This is a genomic window from Sporomusa sp., from assembly GCF_035561255.1.
Taxonomy (GTDB): domain Bacteria; phylum Bacillota; class Negativicutes; order Sporomusales; family Sporomusaceae; genus Sporomusa.
This window is the reverse complement of sequence record NZ_DATMXX010000258.1, coordinates 1-18,871: the sequence shown is the minus strand read 5'-3', so window position 1 is coordinate 18,871 and position 18,871 is coordinate 1. Positions and strand designations below refer to the sequence as shown.

16 protein-coding genes and 1 other annotated feature are annotated in these 18,871 nt (G+C 47.5%); of the genes, 2 read left to right on the top strand and 14 right to left on the bottom strand.

Annotated features, from left to right (window positions below; all coding sequences use genetic code 11):
* Positions 1–43: 43 nt before the first annotated feature.
* A complete protein-coding gene (locus tag VN379_RS14525) occupies positions 44–1,303 on the bottom strand; it encodes a DUF445 domain-containing protein (RefSeq protein ID WP_325535060.1) in 1,260 nt (419 codons plus the stop codon).
* Positions 1,300–2,526 carry a DUF445 domain-containing protein gene (locus tag VN379_RS14520; RefSeq protein WP_325535058.1) on the bottom strand — a complete coding sequence of 409 codons (1,227 nt, stop codon included), beginning with the start codon at positions 2,524–2,526 and terminating at the stop codon, positions 1,300–1,302. The genes VN379_RS14525 and VN379_RS14520 overlap by 4 nt, the downstream gene beginning before the upstream one ends.
* A gap of 596 nt (positions 2,527–3,122) precedes the next feature.
* Between VN379_RS14520 and VN379_RS14515 the strand changes: the two genes are divergently transcribed.
* Complete coding sequence (locus tag VN379_RS14515) at positions 3,123–4,838, top strand: methyl-accepting chemotaxis protein (protein WP_325535056.1); 1,716 nt, start codon at positions 3,123–3,125, stop codon at positions 4,836–4,838.
* Positions 4,839–4,856: 18 nt separating this feature from the next.
* On the opposite strand, the gene VN379_RS14510 is transcribed toward VN379_RS14515, so the two are convergent.
* The 12 genes from VN379_RS14510 to VN379_RS14455 form a co-directional block, all read right to left on the bottom strand.
* Positions 4,857–5,606 carry an ABC transporter permease gene (locus tag VN379_RS14510; RefSeq protein ID WP_325535054.1) on the bottom strand — a complete coding sequence of 250 codons (750 nt, stop codon included), beginning with the start codon at positions 5,604–5,606 and terminating at the stop codon, positions 4,857–4,859.
* The gene (locus VN379_RS14505; protein ID WP_325535052.1) at positions 5,606–6,535 is read right to left on the bottom strand and encodes an ABC transporter ATP-binding protein; all 930 of its coding nucleotides are present in this window, start codon (positions 6,533–6,535) and stop codon (positions 5,606–5,608) included. Before VN379_RS14505 ends, VN379_RS14510 begins: the two co-directional genes overlap by 1 nt.
* 332 nt (positions 6,536–6,867) lie before the next feature.
* Complete coding sequence (gene ilvB / locus VN379_RS14500) at positions 6,868–8,532, bottom strand: biosynthetic-type acetolactate synthase large subunit (RefSeq protein ID WP_414715000.1); 1,665 nt, start codon at positions 8,530–8,532, stop codon at positions 6,868–6,870.
* A 12-nt stretch (positions 8,533–8,544) separates the two neighbouring features.
* On the bottom strand, positions 8,545–9,618 hold the full coding sequence (gene leuB, locus VN379_RS14495) for a 3-isopropylmalate dehydrogenase (RefSeq protein WP_325535048.1): 1,074 nt from the start codon (positions 9,616–9,618) through the stop codon (positions 8,545–8,547).
* Entirely contained in the window at positions 9,615–10,124 is a 510-nt protein-coding gene (gene leuD, locus VN379_RS14490; protein WP_325535046.1) for a 3-isopropylmalate dehydratase small subunit, read from the bottom strand. The genes leuB and leuD overlap by 4 nt, the downstream gene beginning before the upstream one ends.
* On the bottom strand, positions 10,124–11,389 hold the full coding sequence (leuC, locus tag VN379_RS14485) for a 3-isopropylmalate dehydratase large subunit (RefSeq protein ID WP_325535044.1): 1,266 nt from the start codon (positions 11,387–11,389) through the stop codon (positions 10,124–10,126). The genes leuD and leuC overlap by 1 nt, the downstream gene beginning before the upstream one ends.
* A gap of 4 nt (positions 11,390–11,393) precedes the next feature.
* Complete coding sequence (locus tag VN379_RS14480) at positions 11,394–12,938, bottom strand: 2-isopropylmalate synthase (RefSeq protein ID WP_325535042.1); 1,545 nt, start codon at positions 12,936–12,938, stop codon at positions 11,394–11,396.
* A 152-nt stretch (positions 12,939–13,090) separates the two neighbouring features.
* Positions 13,091–14,083 (bottom strand): ketol-acid reductoisomerase, encoded by a 993-nt coding sequence (gene ilvC / locus VN379_RS14475; RefSeq protein ID WP_325535040.1) that lies wholly within the window; start codon positions 14,081–14,083, stop codon positions 13,091–13,093.
* Positions 14,064–14,594, bottom strand: a complete 531-nt coding sequence (gene ilvN, locus VN379_RS14470) for an acetolactate synthase small subunit (RefSeq protein WP_414714999.1) — start codon at positions 14,592–14,594, stop codon at positions 14,064–14,066. The genes ilvC and ilvN overlap by 20 nt, the downstream gene beginning before the upstream one ends.
* Before the next feature lie 69 nt (positions 14,595–14,663).
* Positions 14,664–14,902, bottom strand: a binding site (T-box leader).
* 247 nt (positions 14,903–15,149) lie between these two features.
* Entirely contained in the window at positions 15,150–16,100 is a 951-nt protein-coding gene (locus VN379_RS14465; RefSeq protein ID WP_325535036.1) for a sugar kinase, read from the bottom strand.
* Positions 16,101–16,224: 124 nt separating this feature from the next.
* On the bottom strand, positions 16,225–16,674 hold the full coding sequence (locus tag VN379_RS14460) for an amino acid-binding protein (RefSeq protein WP_325535034.1): 450 nt from the start codon (positions 16,672–16,674) through the stop codon (positions 16,225–16,227).
* A 75-nt stretch (positions 16,675–16,749) separates the two neighbouring features.
* A complete protein-coding gene (locus VN379_RS14455; RefSeq protein ID WP_325535032.1) occupies positions 16,750–18,054 on the bottom strand; it encodes a phenylacetate--CoA ligase in 1,305 nt (434 codons plus the stop codon).
* 316 nt (positions 18,055–18,370) lie between these two features.
* Between VN379_RS14455 and VN379_RS14450 the strand changes: the two genes are divergently transcribed.
* On the top strand, positions 18,371–18,751 hold the full coding sequence (locus VN379_RS14450) for a methylglyoxal synthase (RefSeq protein ID WP_325535030.1): 381 nt from the start codon (positions 18,371–18,373) through the stop codon (positions 18,749–18,751).
* The last annotated feature ends 120 nt before the right edge of the window (positions 18,752–18,871 follow it).

Here is an 18,871-nt window from a genome sequence, read left to right as displayed (position 1 = left end):
CCCGGCAATTTATGACTGCCGGGGTTATTTCATGTATTTTATTCTATAATAGTGCCTTAAAGACCGCAAGCCCCAACCCAGCCAGCCCGCCAACAAGGACACCATTAATCCGAATCCATTCCAGGTCTTCGCCGGCTTTGTCTTCAATAAAGCGATTAAGATCTTGATCAGACAACTTCTGCAAAGCCCGTCTGGCTACTGTCCCCACAAGATGATGTTCATTATCGATCATCTTATTAAGAAATACCTTAATATAGGCCTCAGCCTGATTCTGCATTACAGGGCTCTGCTTAAACTGGTCCCAACCGCCTTCGATCTGGTCAGCAAGCCACTCTGCCACATAATGACGATAATCTGATGGTTGCCCAAGTGCATTGACCACAATCTGGATTAACGCCGTAAGCGGTTCAGTGAGGGAAATGCGCGTAATCAAGCTGTCTTTCCAGCCATTAATGGCCATTTCCCATTCAGGGGTCTCCAGCTTTACGGTTAGCACTGCGAGCTGATCTTCAAACCAATGCCGTACAGGATGCTCTTCATCGTAGAGTTCATCAACAGTTTTAATGAGCTCCTGGTGTAGTGCATCAGCGGCATCTGACAGATTGATCCCATCAATACTTTCCATAAATCCTGTAACCATAGCAGACAGCCAGTTTTTTTTAGCTGTTTTTTCTTTGACCTGTTCCAAATAGCTGAAAATAGTGTCACGGGTTTTCTCCGTCCGCACCAGTGTGGCGATTTCGCCAATAATCGCTATATATAGTTGCCGCCCCTTGCCTTGCTCCAAAAACCAACAGACTGCATCTTCCGCATACCCGGCAACTGACTGATGCTTTAGAACAAGCTTAATCACCCTCTCGGCATACTTTGCGGCAACATCCGTATTAGCTGACTGTACCAGCCCATCAATCAGTTTATCTGTTGCTTGCCTGATAAACGGCCTAAGGCTGATGGTCCCTGTCTGGGCTATCACTTGTTTTATAATGGCAGCCTCAATAAATCGTACATTTATCGACTCCTTACTAAGAAAGTCTTTTTCCACAGCGTTTGCTAAACCTTCAATAAGCCGTTCACGGTTTCGCGGAATAAGTGCAGTGTGATAAGGAAATCCCAGTGGCCGGCGAAATAATGCAGTTACAGCAAACCAATCAGCTACACCACCTGCTAAACTGGCTTCAGCCACAGTTAATAGCGCCTTAGGCCACCATGTACCCGGATAAACGACGGTTAACACCAGAGCGACCACAAATAAACCGGCTGCTGCTGCCAGCGCATGGTTGGCCCGCCCTCTGACAGCCCTCATTGTCTCACCCCAACTACCGAGATAATAAGAAATAACACGATACCGACCAAACCGCCAACAATAGAGCCATTAATTCTTATCATCTGCAAATCGTTCATAACCTTTGATTCAATATAGTCCACAAGCTCTGCATCGCTAAAACCTTCCAGGTAACTGGCGACAAGGCCACCTATCTCACCCTGATTTTTATTTACCCATCTAACCAACCAGTCAACCAGCAACATATCAAACTTAGCTTGCCTGTCAGCGTCATCGGCAAGCTTTGCCGCCTGCCTGATCAACCACTTAGACCAGCCTGCAGCCATTTCCGGTTCATCAGCCTGATGCTCAGCCAATCGCGCAGCCAGTTTTACTGCTATAGGCCTTAATTTTTCCTCTGCCTGTTGTCCGAGCAAAGCATCAGTTTGCAAATCGCCGGCAAGACTAACAAGCCAACCACGCAAGCGCTGACGCAGGTGATTGTCGCGGCTATACATACCTTCCAACAAACCTGCCAGTTGCTCCTGGATCATACCGGCAACAGTGACCGGGTTGAGACTTAATAGATTTTCTAATATCCATCCCGCCAATTTGCGTTGGTTCATCCTGGCAGCATAGTCCTTAAGGGCGCTGCTATACATAGCAGCAATAATGTCTGTCATGTACTTTTCACGGGTCATTTGTTTAATTTCCGTAATTGTAAAATCGATTAATTCATCAACAAAACCGCTTGTCAACGACCAGTCAAGAGCCTGGCCGGCCAGTGGCGCAATTTTTACCTCACCTTCGTGCTCTTTTAGCAATAGATCAATCGTAGCCGATACTTTACCGGCATCCATAGCGCCACTGGCACTCAGGATAAAGCCTCTTGCCAAAGTATGCAGCTGTTGCCTGACTTCAGCCTGTCCGGCATATTTAATAACCAGCCTGGCTAACCCGGCCTGGCGTAGTGTTTCTCTAATATTATCGGCAGTTAAAAGTTCTTCCTCCACCATAATAATAATTGCTTTAAAAATACGTTCACGGTTTCGCGGGATAATCGCGGTACGGTAGGGGATCTGTAACGGCTTTCTGAACAAAGCCGTTACAGCATACCAGTCCGCCAAACCGCCGACCATAGCGGCGCTAAAGCCACTTGTTAACATTGCCCCCCAGAAGGTATGCTGATAAGGGTAGCTCAGGATAAAACCAATTGCTGCCCCGACTAAAGTAACTGTTGCAATATGGCGATTGTCAGCCTTCATCGATTCACCTTCCTATTTTCCGTTCTTATCGCAAGCTGATATAAATATCCAATTTTATAGGCAGATATTGAAAGCAGTAACTTATACGGTCAAATTGTGCGATTGGGCGATGTCTAAGCATAGAATAAACCTGGGCACCCCACCGCTTCCTTTTATGGCTAACCACGCCTGTTGCGATCAGTCCCCCGGCAAGGTACAATAAGAATATTATTATAGAAGGGGTGAGACAATGTCTATTACACGCTGGTTCTATCACGCCATTACCGGGTGCCCAGAGACAGATCTAAACCATACTATGTACGGTACAAACCCATTGCCGCACCTGTGGGCGGGTTACCTTCATCTCAGACACCCTTCCCAAGATTGACAGGCTTAAACGAGCAAAACACCTTGTCCCCCGTTAAATCCATACCCCGGCTGCGCCGGGGCTATTTACATAACCGCCAGACTGCCGTTGCAGTCTGGCGGTTATTATTTCCAAATAATCCAACATATTTTAAAGGAAATATATACAAGTATGTCGAAAATAGTCAAAAATATCACAGCGCCTAGTTTTTTCACATAGTATATAGCAATGAAGAGCATGGAGGGTTATTATGCAGTTTATTAGAAATCTCGCAACTGCCAAAAAAATAATTGGTCTAGTATTGCTAGTCACTATCTTTTTGACTTGTGTCGGCTATGTTGGGTATTACTTTACTGCTAAACTTAGTGACAGCTTAGATAATATGTATGCAAACAGATTACTGCCAGTAAAATATTTAAATGCCATGAGCGCCCACTCCCGGGCCATTGAAGCAAATATTGTCGAATTGTTTCTACCCAATATCGGCAAAGCCCGTGAAAATCATCTTAGCTCTGAAATTACTAATCAGGTTACCGAATTTAACGAACTTATGACTATCTATGAAAAAACCCCACTTGATACTTATGAACAAGAGCGGCTAACCAAACTTAAAGAAGCCTTGAACGCCTATCGCATTGCCCGCAATAAAAGTCTTGATATGGTTATGGCCGGACAAAAGCAACCCGCGTATGAAAACTATGAACAAAATGCATTAAAGTACTTAGATATCACCAATGTGCTACTCAGAGAGTTGGCTGATTACAGCGATACAAAGGCTGCTGCAGCAAACGAGCAAGGCCACCGGGATTCTACAATTGCCGCAACAACAATTCTGGTGTCGGTTATCACCGCAATTATTCTGGCCTTGTCTTTCGGGTTGTTCTTTTCAAGGCTGATAGTTAATCCGATTAAGCGCCTGCAGGCACTGACAGTCGAAGTTGGGCATGGTAACCTGACAGTGCAGGAGCATGTAGACTCCGCTGACGAGATTGGTCATCTGACGCAGGCCTTTAATACCATGATTGATGATCAGCGCAAAATTGTCAGCACCGTTCGTCAGGCTGCTATTGAACTGGCGGCTGCGTCAGAACAACTGGCAGCCTCCAGTCAAGAGGTATCATCAACAGCCACCGAGGTGGCGCGTAATGTACACGAAGTGGCTCAGGAAGCCGAATCCGGCAACAAGGCTGTAGTGGACACCTCCAAGGTACTGCTCGAATTATCATCGATGATTCAAATTGCCAGAAAGCTAGCCGAATCCTCTGTTAGAAATTCCAAAATCACCTTGAAAACTGCCACTGCTGGTTCCGGGACGGTAGCTGAAGCGGTTACCCGGATGTCAGGGATAAAAGAAAAGACTGTCGAAACAGAAGAACAGATTGCAGTGTTAAGCAGATATTCCGAACAAATCGGCCTGCTGACTGATACGATAACTACGATTGCCAGCCAGACAAATCTTTTGGCTTTAAATGCCGCCATTGAAGCAGCCCGGGCCGGTGAAGCAGGACGCGGCTTTGCCGTAGTCGCCGAAGAGGTTCGCAAACTGGCAGAACAGTCTAACCATGGTGCCAGCGAGGTAGCCGAGCTTGTTAAGAAAATTGCTGAGAGTACGTCTGCTGCTGTTGCTGCAACCCAACATAGTCGTGCTGAAGTCGAATATGGGGTGTCAGCAGTCAACCATGCCGGTGAAGCCCTGAATAATATTCTAACTGCAGTCAACAGCACAGTCAATGACATTGATAGCATTGGCAATATTACAGCCGATGAGGTTGCAACCTCAGATAAAATCATTAAACTGATTAATACAGTTGCTTCCGGTATTGAAACAACAGCTACAAATGCTGAAGCGGTTTCAGCCTCAACAGAAGAAACAACTGCCACGATGGAGACAATCGCCGCCAGTGCCGAAGAGATGAGTGCCATGGCTAACCACCTGCGCGGCACAGTGGAGAGATTTAAGGTATAGCAGCAGCCAACTCACATTTTACAGGATCAGTCGCTTGGTCAACAATCTAACTGAGAGCGGCATAAATACAATAGCAACCGCCAACAACACCCCGGCATGCACCAGCAGGCCGGGGTTGATGTTTCCTAACGCCATGGCCCTGCACACCTCAACACTATGATAGATTGGGTTAAACCAGGCAAGCAGCTGTGCCCAGGCCGGCATAGAGTTAATTGGAAAAAAAACGCCGGAAAATAAATAAGAGGGTGTTAAAAACAAGGTGACATAGTAATTGAATTTGTCAATATTGTCAGTTATGCCTGTATAGCATATCGCTAAAAGCGAAAACGTCAGACCTGGAATAATGAGAAACAGCGGAATTAAAAGCGCCCACCAGGACTGGACCTGACCAAGGACCGTAATTACAGTCAGGATCACCAAGCCAAATAGTGTACTTTTAAAGGTAGCGTACATAATGTCACCGGCCACAATGTCCCGTACAGTAACCGGACCGGCCAACATGGCCTGAAAGGTCTTTTGATAATGGAGTCTGATAAAACTACCGTATGTACACTCAAAAGAGGCAGCAAACATTGCCGACGAGGCTACCATACCTGGTGCGATGTACTGAATATAAGATAAACCATTGATATCCTGGACAAACGTTCCCAGACCATAGCCCATAGCGGTAAGGTACAGCAACGGCTCAATAAAATTAAACATAATATTTCCAAACCAGATCTTACGGAATACCGCCATATGGCGGGCGAAAATCCTCAGCATCGCCATTACTCTTCTTTCCCCTTGCCGGTAAGTTTTAAAAACACATCTTCAAGATTAGCAGGGCGCAAAAGACAGGCCTGCTTATGTAGCCCCCACCCCTCTAAACAATGCCATAGCGCTTCGCCATCGGCGGCATACAAGAAGAGACCGTCAACCACCGTGATTGCCTCTCCACCCCAGGCGGTTACTTTAGCCTCCAGACCGTCAGGCACTTGAGCCAGCGGCAGGTGTACTTCAACCACGAAGGGGAGGACACAGCGTTCAATTAAGTCATGCGGGCTGCCTTTGTCAAGAATAATGCCTTCATGCATAATTACTATTTGATCACATAACTGCACTGCCTCTTCCATATAGTGAGTCGTCAGGATTAGGGTAACCCCTTCGGCTTTGAGACTCCTCAGTTTTTGCCACACCAGATGCCGGGCCTGTGGATCAAGTCCGGTCGTTGGCTCATCTAAGATGACAATCTCCGGTCTGTTCATGAGGGCCCTGGCAATCACTAAACGCCGTTTAAGCCCGCCTGATAAACTCTCGATAGAGCTTTTTTCTTTGTCCTCCAATCCCATAAAGCCGAGCAACTCCCTGCCGCGCAACCTGGCCTCGACGCGGTTTAAACCATAAATTACACCATATACCTCTAAATTCTCAATAACTGTCAGATCATCATCAAGGTTATCCTCCTGCGGCACAACCCCCAATCTGCCTTTAATCGCCGGCGGCGTCAGCCTGATAGGCTGTTCAAACAACCATAGTCCGCCTTCTTCAACAGTAGACATGCCGTACATCATTCGCATTGTGGTTGTCTTACCGGCGCCGTTATGCCCCAAGAAGCCAAAACACTGACCAGTTTCTATGGTAAAGGAGATCCCTTTAAGTGCCCGAAAGTTACCATATGTTTTTCCAAGATTCTCAGCCCGGACAACAGTTGAATTCATACAATCCCCTTTCATAAAACAATTGCAGTCGTATCTATATGATACCACTGCAATTACTGTTTGTCTTTACTGAACCCTTTATGCTCAATAAAAAACGCCCCTAAGGACGCCTGTTGCAGGTGAAGGTTTTCTAATTATAAATGAGTATCACCCTTTTAATAACTTTATGCCGCGTCACTAACATTAAGACACGATATTATTCACGAACTAAGCAACTAATATTACTGCAAACAAAAATAACCGGCTATGATTTCCCCAAATTATCTTTACAGGAACCATAACCGGTTTTAAATATAATAGTACTCTCTTTTATAGACTTCACCATAGAAAAACTATTTTACATCAACGTATGCATCCATTGCACCACCCGGAGCAATCATGGGTGAAACTAGGTCATCTGTAGCAATATTGGCGATAATCATCGATGGGCCCTGCCGTTCCCATGCTGCGGCAAACGCCTGGCTAAATTCTTCCTGGCTGTTCGTTACAGTCGCGGGAATGCCAAAAGCACTGGCAAACGCGGTAAAATCCATCGGGGCAGGTAAAAGCGAAGCCGAATAGCGTTTATTGAAAAAACAATGCTGCAACTGCCTGACCATACCCAGACTATTGTTGTTAACAACAATCGAGATAATCGACAGTCCCTCTGCGGAAACAGTGTACAGTTCACAGCCTGTCATTTTGAGGGCACCGTCACCAACAATATGAACAACCCGCTTATCGGGCCGTGAGAGCTGTGCCCCCAGGGCTGCCGGCAAGCCAAACCCCATTGCACCCAAACCGCCTGAGGTCAGAAAACAGCGTGGGCTGTTTACAACAAGGTGCTGCGCCGCCCACATCTGATGCTGGCCAACATCGGTAACATAAATAACCTCCTTACCAGTAAGCTGGCGATTCAGTTCACTCATGACCCAGGGGGCCGAAAGATTTTGGCTGTCAGTAGTCGCGTTATATAGCGCCTGCCAATCTGTGATCGTTTCCCACCAGCCTGATAAGTCACCTGGCTGTACAGTCTGCGTAAGCTCGTTGAGAATATTATTCATCTCGCCAACTAACGGCACAGCCGCATCGACATTTTTGTGTACCTCGGCCGGATCAATATCAATATGAATAATAATCTTACCATCTGCATAGCGGGCGCGGTCACCTGTTACCCGGTCATTAAACCTGCTGCCGGTGACAATAAGCACATCTGCGGCATGCACGGCATGATTGGCCAGCTTAAGCCCATGCAGTCCGGTCATCCCCAAAAGATTGGGGTGATTGCCGGGCATTGCGCCGATCCCCATTAGAGTAGTCACCACCGGTAAACGGCACTCCTCAGAAAACCTGATCAGAGCCGGGCCGGCATTGGCACTAATACAGCCGCCGCCGGCAATAATGACCGGACGCTCGGCAGCGCTAATGGCGGCTGCCGCTTTAGCGAGCAGTGCCGCCAAGTCAGGCGATTGCCTAACAAGAAGCTGCCGGGGATACTCAGCGTCAAGGTCGGTAAAATCATGCTTATTGGTCTGGATATCACGCGGTATATCAACAAGCACCGGGCCAGGCCGCCCCGACTGGGCTATGTTGAACGCCCGCCGCAGGGTTTCCGGAAGCTTACCGATATCCTTAACCAGGAAGTTGTGCTTGGTAATTGGCATCGTAATCCCGGTAATATCAATTTCCTGGAAAGCATCTCTGCCAATCAGGTTTGTTTGCACTTGACCGGTAATAGCCACTACCGGCACTGAATCCATAAAGGCAGCCGCCAAACCGGTAACCAGATTTGTAGCCCCCGGGCCAGATGTAGCAATACATACCCCCACCCTGCCACTGGCTCTGGCATAGCCATCAGCGGCATGGGCAGCGCCCTGTTCATGCACGGTTAGTACATGACGAACAGGCGAACCGTACAACGCATCATACAACGGCAGAATTGTTCCGCCCGGATACCCAAATACCGTGTCTACCCCCTGCTTTCTCAGGCACTCAACAATAGCTTGCGCACCAGTCATAAGCATAGTTGATCACCTCAATCTGGCGATTACTTGCCGCCCCATCTCTTCGGTCGACACTTTTGTAAAACCTGGCTGGTAAATATCGGCTGTGCGATAACCGTCGTTCAAAACCTGTTCAACAGCTTGGTCAATCATAGCTGCTGCTTGCTCACTGCTAAGCGAATACCTAAACAGCATCGCGGCTGACAATATTGTTCCCAACGGGTTAGCAAGCCCCTGACCGGCTATATCCGGTGCCGAACCATGAATTGGCTCATAAAGCCCGGTACCGTCGCCTAAACTAGCAGATGGCAACAAACCAATCGAACCTGACAATACGGCTGCCTCATCGCTAAGAATATCACCAAATAGATTGCTGGTGACAATTACATCAAAACTACCTGGATTCAATACCAACTGCATTGCACAGTTATCAACATACATATGGTTTAGTTGAACCTGCTCAAAGTCCTGTACTACCTCAGCAGCCACTTTGCGCCACAAACGGGAGGTGGCTAACACATTAGCCTTATCGACTGACATCAGCTTACCTTTGCGGCCGATAGCCGCCCGGCAGGCCAGACGGACAATCCGTTCAACCTCAGGCCGACTATAGATTTCGTTGTCACATGCCTGTTCAACCCCGTTAATCACGGTAGCCTCCTGGCGGGCACCATAGTAGATACCGCCATTAAGCTCCCTGACAATCAGGATATCCACCGAACTGACAATCTCCGGTTTAAGCGGCGACTGCCCGGCCAGGGCAGGGAAAACTTTGATCGGTCGTAAATTTGCGTATAATCCCAGTTCTTTGCGCAGTCCCAAAATGGCTTTCTCGGCTCTTAGCTCAGGTGCGACGTTATCCCATTTAGGACCGCCGACAGCGCCCAAAAGCACACCGTCAGCCCGGCGGCACGCCGTGATAGTATCTTCAGGCAGTGGGACGCCATACGCATCAATGGCGGCCCCGCCTGCTTGCTTTGTCTCGTAGGTAAAGCTAATATGGCATTTATCGGCTGCCGCCTGCGCCACACTCAGTGCAGCAGTTGTGATCTCAGCCCCAATTCCATCGCCGGGAATAACGACAATATTTTTACTACTCATGATTTACCCTCCTTGGCAGCAAGCACTTGGCGGGTGTAATTAACCAAGCCCCCGGCCTGAGCAATCTCCTGAATAAAGCCAGGCAGAGCAGGCACAATAAATTCTTCGCCGGTTGCCAGGTTCTGAGCTGTTCCGCCGTCCAAATCTACTGTCAGGGTATCGCCGGCTTTAATATTAATATCACCTTCACCTAGCTCGATCAGAGGCAGGCCAATGTTAATCGCATTACGGTAAAAGATCCGGGCGAAGCTTTCGGCTACCACACAGGCAATCCCTGCCGCTTTCAAAGCGCCTGGGGCATGTTCCCGCGATGAACCACAGCCAAAATTTTTGCCAGCCACAATGATATCCCCCTGCTGTACCTTACCGGCAAAGGAAGGGTCAATGTCTTCCATGGCGTGCACGGCTAGTTCCTGCATATTTGCTGTATTTAAATAGCGGGCTGGGATAATGACATCGGTATCAACATTATCGCCATAACGCCACACTTTTCCTGAAAACTGCATTATACTACCTCCTCAGGCCCGGCAACTCGCCCTAATACTGCGCTTGCCGCCGCCACCGCCGGGCTGGCCAGATATACTTCACTGTCAACATGCCCCATCCGTCCACGGAAATTCCGATTAGTTGTCGCCACCGCCCGTTCGCCTTTGGCCAGGATACCCATATGTCCTCCCAGACAGGGGCCACAGGTTGGCGTACTAACGACTGCCCCGGCCTTGACAAAGGTCTCGACATATCCCAGTTTTATGGCTTCGAGATATACGGCCTGGCTGCCGGGGATAATAATTGCCCGGACATCCTCGTGAACCCGGCGCCCGCTCAATATCACAGCAGCCTGCTCTAAATCTTCAATACGCCCATTAGTACAGGAACCGATAATTACCTGGTTGATGGGTGTGGGCTCGATATCGCTAACAGGGCGCACATTTTCCGGAAGATGCGGCAGCGCGACCACCGGCGTGAGCTGATTTAGATTAATCGCAACTGTCCGTACATACTCAGCATCAGGGTCAGCCGCCACTGGTGTGTACGCCCGCTTAACCCGTCCGGATAAATACTTCTCGGTAACTGCATCCACAGGGAATATACCGTTTTTACCGCCAGCCTCAATTGCCATGTTGGCAATCGTCAAACGATCTGTCATCGTGAGGGCTGCTACACCTTCACCCGCAAATTCAAGCGACTGATAACGTGCACCGTCAACACCAATCATGCCGATAAGCTTTAGTATGACATCTTTACCTGATACCCACTTCGGCAGCTTGCCTGTCAGTTCAACCTTGATGCTGGCCGGGACTTTAAACCATGTTTCACCGGTTGCCATAGCACAGGCCATGTCGGTCGAACCAACGCCGGTCGCAAAAGCACCGACAGCCCCATAGGTACAGGTGTGGGAGTCTGCGCCGATAATCACCTCACCGGGAGCTACAAGTCCCTGCTCGGGCAGCAGTACATGCTCAATACCCATGCGCCCTACTTCAAAATAGTGAGTAATATTATGCTTTCTGGCAAATTCCCGCATTGTTTTGGCCATTTCGGCTGATTTAATGTCCTTATTCGGCGTAAAGTGATCAGGCACTAACGCAATCCTATCTTTGTCAAATACTTTATCACTGATCTGCTCAAATTCTTTAATGGCCGGTGGCGCTGTGATGTCATTACCCAGCACCAGATCCAGCCTGGCTCTGATAAGCTGGCCTGGAGAAACCTCCTCCAGACCGGCATGTGCAGCAAATATTTTCTCGGTCATCGTCATAGGTCTAGCCATAGTTTTACCTCCCTGCAGCCTGCTCGATTACGGGAAACCCGCATACTGCCAGCATTTTATTTATTGCATTAACATACGCTTTGGCACTTGCTTCAATAACGTCTGTGGACAACCCCCGGCCGCTGAAGGTACGGCCGTCACGCTCAATCCATACCGTAGACTCACCAAGGGCATCTTCACCGGCCGTTACTGCTTTCAGCTGGTAGTCACGGAGGCCAACGGCAAAACCAACAGCCTGTTCAATCGCCTTAAATGCCGCATCTACCGGACCATCACCACAACTGGCCGCTTCACATATTCCCGCACTTGTCTTAAGCTGCACTGACGCAGTGGCCAATGTCTGATTACCGCTAACCACATGATGATAAGCCAGTGTATACCATTCTGGCCGTACTGTTGCTTTCTCCACAATAAGTGCTTCAATATCCTTATCAAATACCATTTTCTTACGGTCAGCCAGCTCCTTGAACTTAATGAACAGGTTGTTAATGGTATCAGCATCGATTTCATAACCCAAATGTTTAAGGCGTTCTTCAAATGCATGACGGCCTGAATGTTTTCCGAGTACAATAGCATTGCGGCTGACACCCACCGTTTCCGGGCTGATAATCTCATAGGTCAGCGGATTATTAAGAACGCCATGCTGGTGAATACCTGATTCATGGGCAAAGGCGTTGTCCCCGACTACTGCTTTATTCGGCGGTACTGCAATGCCGGTCAGGGTGCTAACAAGGCGGGATGTCCGGTAAATCTGCTGTGTCTTAATATTGGATATGGCGCGATAATACTCACGTCGGGTATTGATTGCCATCACCACTTCTTCCAGCGCAGCATTGCCTGCCCGTTCACCCAGGCCGTTAATAGTACATTCCACCTGCTCGGCACCGGCTGCCACAGCAGCCAGCGAATTGGCTACCGCCATACCTAAATCGTCATGACAATGTACACTGATCGTAGCCTGACTGATGTTGGGTACATGCTCACGGATATAAGTAATAAGTGCACCAAACTCCTCCGGTGTTGTGTAGCCCACAGTATCCGGCACATTAATGACAGTAGCGCCAGCCTCAATTGCCTTAGAAAACACCTGGCACAGAAAATCCCGGTCAGAGCGTGATGCATCCTCAGCCGAAAACTCAATATCTGCTGTCAGGCTTTTCGCATAGCGCACAGACTGTTCAACACGTTCTAAAAGCTGGGATCGGGTCATCTTTAGTTTATGTTCAAGATGAATATCACTTGTGGCAATAAAGGTATGTATCCGTGGCCTTTCTGCCACTTTAACTGCCTGATAAGCAGTGGCTATGTCTTTTTCATTGGCGCGGGCCAAAGCAGCAATCACCGGACCTTTTACCCTGGCGGCGATCTGGCTCACAGCTTCAAAATCACCAGGAGAGGCAACCGGAAATCCGGCTTCGATGACATCCACCTGCAGCTTAGCCAGCGCTAGCGCAATTTCCACCTTTTCTTCTGTTTGCAGACTGACTCCTGGCGTCTGCTCGCCATCACGGAGGGTAGTGTCAAATATTTGAATTCTCCGAATTTCCATGTCATAACCTCACCTTCACTAAATATGACTCACGGGGACGGTTCTCTTGAGTCACTTGCTGGTGAATTAAGGGACGGTTCCTGACTTATTTGGTTCAGGGAAATAACTAAGTCATAGAAACCGTCCCTTGTTTATTCACACACCTCAGCTAATTACTTTTTCAGCCAAGACATCATGCCGCGCAGCTCAGTACCGACAATTTCAATCTTATGGGCTGCTTCCTGGCGGCGTTTAGCATTAAACATAGGGCGATTTGCCTGGTTTTCCAGTATCCAGTTGCGGGCGAAGGTGCCATTTTGGATTTCGGATAAGACTTTTCTCATTTCGGCACGTGTTTCTTCAGTAATAATCCGCTGACCTGTCACATAATCACCGTATTCAGCGGTGTCACTGATGGAGTAGCGCATGGCTGCCATACCGCCTTCATACATTAGGTCAACAATAAGTTTCATTTCATGCAAGCATTCGAAATAGGCCAGCTCGGGTTCATAGCCACCTTCTACCAATGTATCAAAACCTGCTTTGATCAGTTCTGTTACACCGCCGCAGAGGACGGCCTGTTCACCAAAAAGATCTGACTCGGTTTCATCCTTGAAGGTCGTTGTAAGTACCCCGGCCCGGGCACCGCCAATGCCTTTGGCGTATGCCAATGCTAAATCTTGAGTACTGCCATTAAAATCCTGATATACTGCCATAAGACAGGGTACGCCTTTGCCTTCGGTAAATACCCGACGCACTAAGTGGCCAGGGCCTTTAGGCGCCACCATGAACACGTCAACATTAGCCGGGGGAACAATCTGGTTAAAGTGAATATTAAAACCATGGGCAAAAGCTAGTGCTGATCCTGGTTTTAGGTTGGGGGCAATCTCAGCAGCGTAGACTTTAGCTTGTTTTTCATCCGGAATAAGGATCATGGTAATATCGGCACAGGATACTGCCTGAGCAACATCGGTAACAGTCAGTCCGTCTTCACGAGCTTTTTCCGCAGATTTGCTGCCTTCATGAAGGCCTACAATAACCTTGACACCGCTGTCTTTCAGGTTTAGCGCATGAGCATGGCCCTGGCTACCGTAACCAATAATAGCTACCGTTTTACCTTGAATCAGTTCCCAGCGTGCGTCTTGTTCATAATACATTTTGCTCATAATTTTCTCTCTCCTCATATTGATAAATTGTATTTTCACCCCGTTCCAGCGCTACAAGGCCGGTTTGGATGGTTTCCAAAAGTCCGTAAGGGGCCAATAGTTCTGTCAATGCAGTAATCTTGCTCTCCTCACCTGTTACCTCAAGCGTAACAGTGCTGCCGGAAATGTCCACGACATTGGCCCGGAAGACCTCAGCCAGTTTAAGTATCTCAGAGCGATTATCACCAGCTTTAACTTTTAAGAGCGCTAACCCCCGCACCACAGAGTGATTCAACGGCAAAACCTGCACAGCTACCACTTCAACCAGTTTCTCAATTTGCTTTTTCACTTGATCAATAAATGCCTGATTGCCGCAGACAGCTACCGTTATCCGGGAAAACTCCGGGTCTTGCGTGACACCGACAGTCAGACTGTCGATGTTAAAACCCCGTCTAGAAACCATACCAGCCACTCTGACCAAAACACCTGGCTGATTATGGACTAATACCGAAAGAACGCTGGGCTGCACAATACCACCTCCACTAAGTTCTACTCACTCTTAAGAAATATAAAAACGCCCCTATGGCAGATTTAACTCTGTCATAGGGGCGCCTAAACGCGCGGTACCACCCTACTTTGGGCTCATTTCGCCATGAGGTCTTCATGGCTACCGGTTAACGACCGGTGTCGCTTTTGCTTAAAGCACACTGTATTAGCACACAATATACAATCGGCAAAAGAGTTCCTGGGTGAGTATCAGCTCAATTCGCTGCACCGGTTCGCACCAACCACCGGCTCTCTGAACAGGAGAATGAGTCTTATCCCAGTCATTACTTTTTACATTATTTTACTACAAAAGGTTACACTAAGGCTCTGCGAAGAGTTTTTACTTATAAAAAATAAGAAACTTTCCGCAGAGCCTTTTATACTCACGGTGTAACACGGTAGCTACCGTGTTTTGCATCGCTCGGCCCAGTCCTGTTAACAGCGGAACCCTAGATGCACTTCCTTACGCAATATGTAACTTTGTATACATTATGCCAGCACGACTGTACTTTGTCAAGAGGTTTTTTTGAATAAAAACCTCTTACTCTTGAACTAGATATTCTTCCAGTTGTCGCCTGGTAGGATAGCCTTCCACATCGCCTTGGACAGTAACGGCCAGGGAACCAATAGCATTGCCGCGAACCACCGACTGTTTCAAGCTGACTCCCTCCAGCAATGCCGACAATACACCAACAGCAAAGCCATCACCTGCACCTACCGTGTCTACCACTCTTCGTACCGGAAACCCTTTGGCATATCCTTCTTCGACAACCTTAGCATCCTCACGGTGTGAGTAAAAAGCACCTTCTGGCCCGTCTTTCATAACAATATACCGGTTACCGGCATTATGAAAATATTCCTTTACCTGCTCCCAATCACCTGTACCAATCAATAATTCGGCTTCCTTACGACCAGGCATAATCAAATCAGACAGGCTAGCCAGTTGCAGCAAAGTAGCTCTGGCCTGCTCCCTAGTCCATAGTTTTAATCTGATATTGGGGTCAAAGGTAATCAAGGCCCCTTGTTTTTTTGCAATAGCGATCGCCTTAAACAATGTTTCCAGACAATTTTCACTTAGTGCCGGAAAAATACCGGTGACATGTAGAATTTTAGTATCAGCCAAATAACTTTCGTCTACCATATCCGGGGTAATATGACTGGCTGCTGAACCCCGGCGATAGTAAAACACCTTAGGATCGCCAATTTCGTTACGTTCTTTGATCAGCATGCCTGTCGGATATTCGGGCAGTATCTGCACACGGGAAGTGTCGACTCCCTCGCCGCGAATGGTGTTACGAATATAGGTACCAAATGGGTCGTCACCAATGGCGCTGATCCAGCCGACATCATGTCCCAGCCGAGCCAGGCCAATAGCAACATTAGATTCTGCTCCCGCAATTTTCCGCGAATAACTTGTAACAAACTGCAGTGAATCACTCTGGTCAGCAACCATCATGACCATGCTTTCGCCAAGTGTTATGATTTGTGGCATGCTTACTCCTCCTTAGTTGTTTATACATGCAAAAAGTTCGCGGTAAATTTAAAAAGACCTCCGAGCAAATCGCAGGCCTTTAGAAGTTTCCAAAATATTTCATAATGTGAAACAAAAATACCGTTTACCAATAAAAATTAGGCGCTGCGCTAGTCTCATCCTGGTAAGGGTCAGCAGATCTTCCCTCACTGTTAATCAAACGCTCCGCTAACGGCAAATTATCCACTTTTAACACTACACGAGCAGTTTCTGCCGAGGTTGCAGCAAATGCATATACATATTCAACATTAACACCGGCTGCACTCAGTTTGTCAACCTGCTCAAACAGGCTGCCGGGTTGGTCGGTTACCAGAATTGTCAATACTGGCGTAACTTTTACGGTGAAGCCGGCTCCCCGTAATATATGCTGCACCTTTTCCGGTTCATTGACAATAATCCGGAGTATGCCAAAATCTGAAGTATCCGCAACAGCCATCGCCCGAATATTAATTTCGTGCGCTTTTAAAACACCCAATACTTCAGCCAGTTTCCCTCCCTGGTTTTCCACAAATACCGATAGTTGATGAATAATCATGCTATACCTCCTATATCTTCCGGTTATCCGACAGCTAACCTCCATTAAGCCCTCAGCTCTGTGGGACAAAGAAATCTAAAGTTTCCGTTTATCAATAACGCGCTTGGCTTTACCCTCGCTCCGCTCAATGGTTTTAGGACCAACAAGGCGCACTGCGGCCGAAACATTGAGTACACTGGCCAATTCAGCCTTTATCCTGCCTTCTAATTCCTCTAACCCGCGAACCTCATCAGAAAACATCTCATCTGTCACCTCAACAAGCACAGTAAGATAGTCAAGGTTATCCTTACGGTCAACAATCAACTGATAGTGAGGCGACGTTTCACCCATACCCAATAGCACACTCTCGACCTGAGATGGGAATACATTAACCCCGCGAATGATCAACATGTCGTCGCTACGCCCAAGTACTTTGCTCATTCTGACCAGCGTACGGCCACAAGCGCATTTTTCGCGATACAAGACCGTAAGATCCCTTGTCCGGTAACGAACCATTGGCATGCCCTCTTTAGTGAGCGTAGTAAGCACTAATTCACCTTTTTCGCCATCAGGCAACACTTCACCTGTTACGGGATTAATAATCTCAGGGTAAAAGTGATCCTCACTGATATGCAGGCCGTCCTGTACACAGCACTCAATCGCCACACCCGGACCAATAATTTCGCTTAAACCATAGATATCAATAGCTTTAATGCCAAGCTGCGCCTCGATTTCAAGACGCATTCGTTCTGACCAGGGTTCAGCCCCAAAGATTCCTACTTTAAGCGCAGTCTCTCGCGGGTCAATACCCATCTCGCGCATTGTCTCTGCAATATATAGGGCATACGACGGCGTACATGCCAGGGCTGTCGTCCCAAAATCCTTCATTAGCATTATCTGTCTGGTCGTATTACCACTTGAAATCGGAATTACAGAAGCACCCAGCAGCTCAGCACCATAATGGATACCTAAACCGCCAGTAAACAGACCATATCCATAAGCTACCTGGATACACGACTGCCTGCTAAGGCCTGCAGATACTAAAGATCGGGCCGCTACCTCTGACCAAATGCCAATATCCCGCTTAGTATAGCCGACAACAGTGGGCCTGCCGGTTGTGCCGCTGGAGGCATGAATCCTGACAATCTCAGACATAGGAACAGCAAACAGGCCATACGGATAGTTATCACGCATATCCTGTTTTGTTGTAAATGGCAGCTTGCCAATATCCGATAATGTTACCACATCTTCAGGCAACAGTCCCTCTGCTTGCATCCTGGAGCGATAAAATGGCTGCTGACGGTATAATCTAGTAACAATCTCCTTTAAGCGTCCGGCCTGTAAATCGGCCATCTCCTCTTGTTCCATTGTCTCCGCAGGTTTGTTCCAGTATGTATTCATGTTTTACTCCTCCTAGATAATAAGAAAAACCCCACAAAAAGTCCTTGTTAGGAACTTTCCGCTAGGGTTTTTTTTACCCACGGTGTGGCCCATCCAGGCCCTGTGCCGCTTGGACCAGTCACAGTACTAACTGCCGGAACCCTAGGCACACTTCCACTTATTAAAGATAGTTTCTGTTGTCTTTTTGTATACTGTATTCGTGGAATATAATACCAACTAGAAATGATAAAGTCAAGAAATATTTATCCATAATCTTTATTGCCATTCACTTTGATGGTATCATAAGGCTATGGACTAATGCTAAGAGGTGAACCTAATGAAAAAGACTGTCGCACTCATTGCGCATGATCGCAAAAAAGAAGAAATGTTGACATTTGTCTTGAAAAACAAAGAGTCCCTTTCCTACTGTCATATAATTGCTACCGCTACCACAGGAAAAATTATCAAAGAACATACTGGTCTTGATGTCACCACTTATCTCTCAGGCCCTCTAGGCGGGGATCAACAAATTGGTGCCCAGATAGCCTGTGAAAAGGTAGATGCTGTAATTTTTCTTCGCGACCCTTTGACAGCACAGCCACATGAACCGGATATCACAGCACTTCTACGCATATGCGATGTTCACAATATTCCTGTTGCCACCAATGCTGCGACAGCGAATTTGGTTTTACACTGCTTTACATCTGACAAAAAATAATCTTACCAACAAGTAAGACCTCATTCTGTGCAGCATTTTGCTGTTATCAGACTGAGGTCTATTTAATTACCAAATATATATTGTTTACATAATAACTTTGCTATGATATTATTAGTATGT